The sequence below is a fragment of the Duganella callida genome (assembly GCF_004614165.1).
Lineage (GTDB): Bacteria > Pseudomonadota > Gammaproteobacteria > Burkholderiales > Burkholderiaceae_D > Rugamonas > Rugamonas callida.
Map to the genome: position 1 here is coordinate 1 of NZ_SPVG01000187.1, position 6,606 is coordinate 6,606.

5 protein-coding genes are annotated in these 6,606 nt (G+C 64.9%); 4 read left to right on the top strand and 1 reads right to left on the bottom strand.

Translation table 11 applies throughout. From position 1 onward, the window contains the following. From E4L98_RS18820 to E4L98_RS18835, 4 genes are all read left to right on the top strand, one after another. Positions 1 to 1,083: aminotransferase-like domain-containing protein (locus E4L98_RS18820; RefSeq protein ID WP_135203084.1), on the top strand; the 1,083-nt coding region annotated here is incomplete at its 5' end. A gap of 62 nt (positions 1,084 to 1,145) precedes the next feature. Beyond that, a complete protein-coding gene (locus E4L98_RS30795) occupies positions 1,146 to 1,745 on the top strand; it encodes a PEP-CTERM sorting domain-containing protein (RefSeq protein WP_135203085.1) in 600 nt (199 codons plus the stop codon). Positions 1,746 to 1,898: 153 nt separating this feature from the next. Continuing rightward, positions 1,899 to 3,809 (top strand): molecular chaperone HtpG, encoded by a 1,911-nt coding sequence (gene htpG, locus E4L98_RS18830; protein WP_135203086.1) that lies wholly within the window; start codon positions 1,899 to 1,901, stop codon positions 3,807 to 3,809. A gap of 70 nt (positions 3,810 to 3,879) precedes the next feature. Further along, the gene (locus E4L98_RS18835) at positions 3,880 to 5,847 is read left to right on the top strand and encodes a CocE/NonD family hydrolase (RefSeq protein ID WP_135203087.1); all 1,968 of its coding nucleotides are present in this window, start codon (positions 3,880 to 3,882) and stop codon (positions 5,845 to 5,847) included. On the opposite strand, the gene E4L98_RS18840 is transcribed toward E4L98_RS18835, so the two are convergent. Further along, positions 5,844 to 6,446 carry a CHRD domain-containing protein gene (locus E4L98_RS18840; RefSeq protein ID WP_135203088.1) on the bottom strand — a complete coding sequence of 201 codons (603 nt, stop codon included), beginning with the start codon at positions 6,444 to 6,446 and terminating at the stop codon, positions 5,844 to 5,846. The genes E4L98_RS18835 and E4L98_RS18840 overlap by 4 nt on opposite strands. Between the last annotated feature and the right edge of the window lie 160 nt (positions 6,447 to 6,606).

Genomic DNA, 6,606 nt, shown 5'->3' on the forward strand with positions numbered 1-6,606 from the left:
CCGCACCAGCAGATGCCCGGCACCGGCGTGCTGCCGTCCGACTGGCTGGATGGCCCGGCCATCGCCAATGCGCTGCGCGCGGTCAGCCGGCAGAATCCGAATCTGCTGCTCAGCTACGGCGTGCCGCAGGGCTTTCTGCCGCTGCGCCAGCAGTTGCAGCACAAGCTGGCCGGGCTGGAAATCGCCGCCGCGCCGGAGCAGATCGTGACCACGGCCGGGGTGACGCAGGCGCTGGACCTGGTGGCGCGCGAGTTCACCCGTCCCGGCGACACGATTTTCGTCGACGATCCGGCCTGGTTCCTGATGTTCGGCTCATTCGCGGCGCTGGGCGCCAAGGTGGTCGGCATCCCGCGCCTGGCCGACGGCCCGGACATCGCCCGGCTGGCCGAGCTGGCGGCGCTGCACAAGCCCAAGCTGTACATCATCAATTCGGTGCTGCACAACCCCAGTTCGACCTCGCTGTCGGCGGCCAAGGCGTTCCAGGTGCTGCGGCTGTCGGAGGAGCACGATTTCCTGATCGTCGAGGACGATATCTATTGCGACCTGCATCCGGGCAGCGCGGTGCAGCCGGCCACGCGGCTGGCGGCGCTGGACCAGCTGCAGCGGGTGCTGTATCTGGGCGGCTTTTCCAAGACCATGGCGGCCAATCTGCGGGTCGGCTTCATCGCCACGTCGGCCGAGCGGGCCGAGCGCCTGGCCGACCGCAAGATGCTGTCGACGCTGACCAGCAGCGATATCGGCGAACGGGTGGTGTACAAGGTGCTGTCCGAAGGCTCGTACCGCAAGCATGCCGACCGGTTGCGCGGCCGGCTGGACGCGATCCGCGCCAAGACCCTGCGCCAGATGGAGCGCGTCGGCCTGAAGGTCGATGGGTCGCCGCCGGCCGGGATGTTCGTCTGGGCCGACGCCGGCTGCGACACGAATGTGCTGACCGAGCGCGCGATGGCGCACAATCTGCTGCTGGCGCCGGGCAGTCTGTTCTCGCCCAAGCAGCTGCCGTCCACGCGCATGCGGCTGAACGTGGCGGCGATGCAGGAGCCGGCCGTGTGGCGTTTCCTCGAAAAAGAGCTGGCGGCAAGATAATCGTGTAATTTTACTACTTGTGTTGTAGTATTGAATTTCAATAACAACACTGGGAGATAAACATGGTTCACGCATTCCGTCGCACTTTGCCGGCCGCCGCCGGCGCCCTCCTGCTGGCCGCGCAAGCATCGGCCGCCACCATCAATTTCGACGACCAGCCGGGCGGTCAGCTGTTTGTCGAGGGCAGCGAGCTGACCGGCGCCTACGCGGCGCAGGGCGTCACCTTCGGCGGCGACGGCCATCCGGGCGGCTCGATTTTGAGCTACCTGTCGAACGCGGCTTTCGATACGCGCAGCGGCGACAATTATCTGGCCTTCAATCCCGGCGCCGGCGCCACCGGCAATGTGCAGAACATTTATTTCGCCGGCGCGGCGCAGCAGGTGTCGATCTGGGGCAGCAGCTATGCCGGCGGTTCTTTCACGCTGAACGCCTACAGCATTGGCGGAACGCTGCTGGCCAGTTCGTCGGCGGCGTTCGCGGCCAATGGCTGGACGGAGCTCAGCGTGAGCGCCAGCGGCATCGCGCGCGTGCAGCTGATCGGCAACGGCGAGGTGTATGCCTACGACGATCTGAGCGTGAGCGCGGTGCCGGAGCCGGCCACGTACGGCATGCTGCTGGCCGGCCTGGGGCTGGTCGGCTGGGCGCGCCGTCGCCGCGGCTGAGCGTGACCGACCCCCAAACCCGCCACGCGCGGGTTTTTTTGCGCCTGTCGCCGGGGCGCGTTATGATGCTGCCGCGCCGGGAGGGGCTTGAAATCGTTACAGCCCGTCCCCAGATTCCTGCAAATCAAACAACGTTTCCTATACGAGGACATAATGACGGCACCAGAAAAACAAACCCTTGGTTTTCAGGCGGAAGTGAAGCAGCTGCTGCAGCTGATGATCCACTCCCTGTACTCGAATAAAGAAATTTTCCTACGCGAGCTGATCTCGAACGCGTCCGACGCGGCCGACAAGCTGCGCTTCGAGGCGATCAATAACGACGCCCTGTACGGCAACGACCACGAGCTGAAGATCAAGGTGGCGTTCGACAAGGCGGCGCGCACCATCACCATTTCCGACAACGGCATCGGCATGAGCCGCGACGAGGCGATCTCGCACCTGGGCACCATCGCCAAGTCGGGCACCAAGGAATTCTTCGGCAAGCTGTCGGGCGACCAGCAGAAGGACGCGGCGCTGATCGGCCAGTTCGGCGTGGGCTTCTACTCGGGCTTCATCGTGGCCGACAAGATCACGGTGGAATCGCGCCGCGCCGGCCTGCCGGCGGCGGAAGGCGTGCGCTGGGAATCGGGCGGCGAGGGCGATTACTCGGTCGAGCAGATCGAGAAGACCGGCCGCGGCACCGACATCATCCTGCACCTGCGCGAAGGCGAGGATGAGTTGCTGTCGTCGTGGAAGCTGAAGTCCATCATCCGCAAGTACTCCGACCATATCTCGCTGCCGATCGTGATGCAGAAGGAAGAATGGGACGAGGAGAAGAAGGAAACCGTCCTGAAGGACGAGCTGGAAACCATCAACCAGGCCAGCGCGCTGTGGGCGCGCAACAAGTCCGACATCACGCCCGAGCAGTACGACGAGTTCTACAAGCACGTGTCGCACGACTTCCAGCCGCCGCTGACCCATACCCACAATCGCGTCGAGGGCCGCAGCGAATACACGCAGTTGCTGTACATCCCGGCCAAGGCGCCGTTCGACCTGTGGGACCGCAACAAGCGCGGCGGCCTGAAGCTGTACGTCAAGCGCGTGTTCATCATGGACGACGCCGAGCAGCTGATGCCGACCTATCTGCGCTTCGTCAAGGGCGTGATCGATTCGGCCGACCTGCCGCTGAACGTGTCGCGCGAGATCCTGCAGGAGTCGCGCGACGTCAAGGTGATCCGAGAAGGCTCGACCAAGCGCGTGATCGGCATGCTGGAAGAACTGGCGAACGCCGACGAGCAGGAAAAGAAAGACAAGTACGCCACCTTCTGGACCGAATTCGGCCAGGTGCTGAAAGAGGGCGTCGGCGAGGACATGGCCAACAAGGACCGTCTGGCCAAGCTGCTGCGCTTTGCTTCCACCGCCAATGACAGCGATGAGCAGAACGTCTCGCTGGAGCAGTACATCGCGCGCATGAAGGAAGGCCAGGACAAGATTTATTACGTCACCGCCGACAACTACGTGGCCGCGAAGAACAGCCCGCACCTGGAAATCTTCCGCAAGAAGGGCGTGGAAGTGCTGCTGCTGACCGACCGCGTGGACGAGTGGATGCTGTCCTTCCTGACCGAGTTCGAAGGCAAGGAGCTGGTATCGGTGGCCAAGGGCGGCCTGGATCTGGGCCAGCTGGAGGACGAGGCCGAGAAGAAGGAACACGAAGAGACCGAGACGGCCTACCAGGATCTGGTCGCCAAGATGAAGGAAGCGCTGGCCGACAAGGCCAAGGACGTGCGCGTGACCTTCCGTCTGACCGATTCGCCGGCCTGCCTGGTGGCGGACGAGCACGAGCTGTCGGGCAATCTGCTGCGCATGCTGAAGGCCGCCGGCCAGGCCGCGCCGGAGACCAAGCCTATCCTGGAAATCAATCCGGATCACCCGCTGGTGCAGCGCCTGAAGGCGGAAGGCGTGGCCAGCTCGTTCAACGACTGGTCGCACATCCTGTTCGACCAGGCCCTGCTGGCCGAAGGCGGTTCGCTCAGCGATCCGGCCACCTTCGTCAAGCGCCTGAACGAGATGCTGCTGTCGAAATAATGTCGCATTAAGGCACTGCCGCCCCGGCCGCTTGTGATACTTTATCGTTTCACAATTTTCCGGGGCGTCCATGAAGAAAACCGCATTGACGCTGGCCCTGGTGGCCGGCGTTTTTTCATTCCAGGCCACGGCGCAGCAATATCCGGCGCTGCCCAGCGAAACGCCTGAGGAATTCAAGGCGCCGGTCGACGGCTTCGACTACATCAAGCGCACGGTGATGATACCGATGCGCGACGGTGTCAAACTCAATACCGTGATCGTCCTTCCGCGCAAGGCGCAGCACGCGCCGATGCTGCTGACGCGCACGCCGTACAACGCGGCCGAGATGGTCAATCACAATGAGAGTTCGCAGATGGAATCGATCCTGGCGGGCTACGACAATATGCCGGACGTGATCGTCAAGGGTGGCTACATCCGCGTGGTGCAGGACGTGCGCGGCAAATACGGCTCGGAGGGCGATTATGTGATGAACCGGCCGATGGCCGGCTCGCCGTTCAATCCGACGCCGGTCGATCACTCGACCGACGCCTGGGACACCATCGACTGGCTGAGCAAGAACGTGCCGGAGTCGAACGGCAAGGTGGGCATCATCGGCGGCTCGTATGACGGTTTCCTGCCGCTGATCGCGCTGGTCAATCCGCATCCGGCGCTGAAGGTGGCGGTGCCGATGAATCCGATGGTGGACGGCTGGCGCGGCGACGACTGGTTCCACCACGGCGCGTTCCGGCAGATCAATCTGTCCTACATGCTGGAGCAGGTGGTCACGCGGCGCAACGAGGCGCACTGGTATGCCAGCCATTACGATGATTACGATACCTTCATGCGGGCCGGCTCGGCCGGCGAGCTGGCGCGCCGGCGCGGTCTCGAGCAGAGTGGTTTCTGGCGCAAGGTGGCGGCGCACCCGGCATACGACACGTTCTGGCAGAGCCAGGCCGTGGACAAGATCCTGGCGCAGCAGCCGGTGACGGTGCCGACCATGCTGGTGCACAGTCTGTGGGACGCCGAGGATATCTATGGCGCCATCGCGGTGTACAAGGCGATCAAGCCGCACGACAAGGACAACAAGGTGTTCCTGGTGCTGGGACCGTGGAATCACGGTGGCCAGGATGGCGACGGCAGCCGGCTGGGACCGATCAGGTTCAACGCCGACACCGGGCTGCAGTTCCGCGAGCAGATCCTGCTGCCGTTCCTGGACCGCTATCTGAAGGACGCGCCGTCGCCGGAGGCGCTGGCGGCAAAGATCGCGCCGGTGACGGCGTTCGAGAGCGGCACCAACAAATGGCGCGAGCTGGCGGACTGGCCGCGCGGCTGCGTCAGCGGCTGCACGATCACGCCGACCATGCTGAAGCTGGGCGCGGAGGGCAAGGCGGAGCTGAGCGCGTCGGCGCCGGTGGCGCTGTCCCGGCCGGCGCACAGGAACGCCTACGATGAATATGTCTCCGACCCGGCCAAGCCGGTGCCGTACCGCCAGCGGCCGATTGCGCCGTACGGTTACGACGAGGCCAAGGGCCAGACCTGGCCGCGCTGGCTGGTCGACGATCAGCGCGAGGCGTCCGGCCGCACCGATGTGCTGACCTATACCACCGCGGTGTTGACGGCGCCGGTGAAGATCAGCGGCGAGCCGGTGGCGCATCTGCTGGCGTCCACCAGCGGCACCGATGCGGACTGGGTGGTGAAGGTAATCGATGTGTATCCGGACCAGGTGGCGTCCCAGCCGGAGCTGGGCGGTTATCAGCTGATGGTGTCGGCCGATATCTTCCGCGGCCGTTACCGCGAGGGCTGGGAGCAGGCCAGGCCGCTCGCCGCCAATACGCCGCTGGTCTACCGCTTCGGCCTGCCGACGGCAAACCATGTGTTCCTGCCGGGGCACCGCATCATGGTGCAGATCCAGTCCAGCTGGTTCCCGCTGTACGACCGTAATCCGCAGACCTTTGTGGCGAACATCTTCCACGCGCAGCCCGCGGATTACAGGAAGGCGACCCAGCGGATTTATCACGACAGTTACGTCGAGCTGCCGCTGGTACGCGCTGTGAACTAGCTGGTTTTGCGGCGGCGGCGGGCGACTGCCAGTACGGCCGGCACGCCCAGGCCCAGCATGGCGACGCTGGCCGGCTCGGGCACGGCGGCGGCCATCAGCGTGCCGCGGATTTCACCGTTGGGATAGGCGCTGCTGTGGATGTTGAAATAGGCCTGTCCGGCATTCAGGCCGGCCAGCAGGGCGGCTTCGGCGCCGGCGGTGGTGCCGCCATTGGCGCTGATGAAGGCGGGATTCCAGGTGGAGTCCAGCGAAGTGTCGAAGCTGTGGCTGTAGGCGCCGGTCTGCACGCCGGTCGGGAAGCCGGTGAAGTAGGGCAGCTGCGTGGCGACGCCGGCGGTGCCGGTGGGATCGGTGCAGCAGTGGATGTGGGCGGCGGTGCTGTTGCCCACCAGCGAGCTGAAAGCGGCACTGACTTCCAGCTCGTGGCTGGCGGGATCGAAGTTGATGGCCACCGCGCCGATCGCGGGCGAGGTGTTGGGCGGGACTTCGGCCGAGCCGGTGAGGATGGCGGTGTAAGTGGTGGCGTGCGCTGCCGCAGCGAAGAACAGGGTGCTGGCAGCGGTGGCTGCGTAGGCCAAGGTGTGCAGGTGTCGTTTCATTTTCCCCTCCTTTTAAAACGGTTTAGCTTAGAGGGCGAAGCGGTGGCGCGAGTTCCCTTTATTCGAAGGCCACGTCTTCGAGGCGGAAGCGCAGCTTGCGGCGCTCGGGCAGCGTCCAGCCCGCGCCGGGCGTGCCGTCGCGCGGCGCGGCGCAGACGGC

Bases quoted from the DNA above. Each gene is read 5' to 3' on its own strand.
- E4L98_RS18835 (WP_135203087.1), top strand. From the start codon at position 3,880: ATGAAGAAAACCGCATTGACGCTGGCCCTGGTGGCCGGCGTTTTTTCA.
- E4L98_RS30795 (WP_135203085.1), top strand. From the start codon at position 1,146: ATGGTTCACGCATTCCGTCGCACTTTGCCGGCCGCCGCCGGCGCCCTC.
- E4L98_RS18840 (WP_135203088.1), bottom strand. From the start codon at position 6,446: ATGAAACGACACCTGCACACCTTGGCCTACGCAGCCACCGCTGCCAGC.
- htpG (WP_135203086.1), top strand. From the start codon at position 1,899: ATGACGGCACCAGAAAAACAAACCCTTGGTTTTCAGGCGGAAGTGAAG.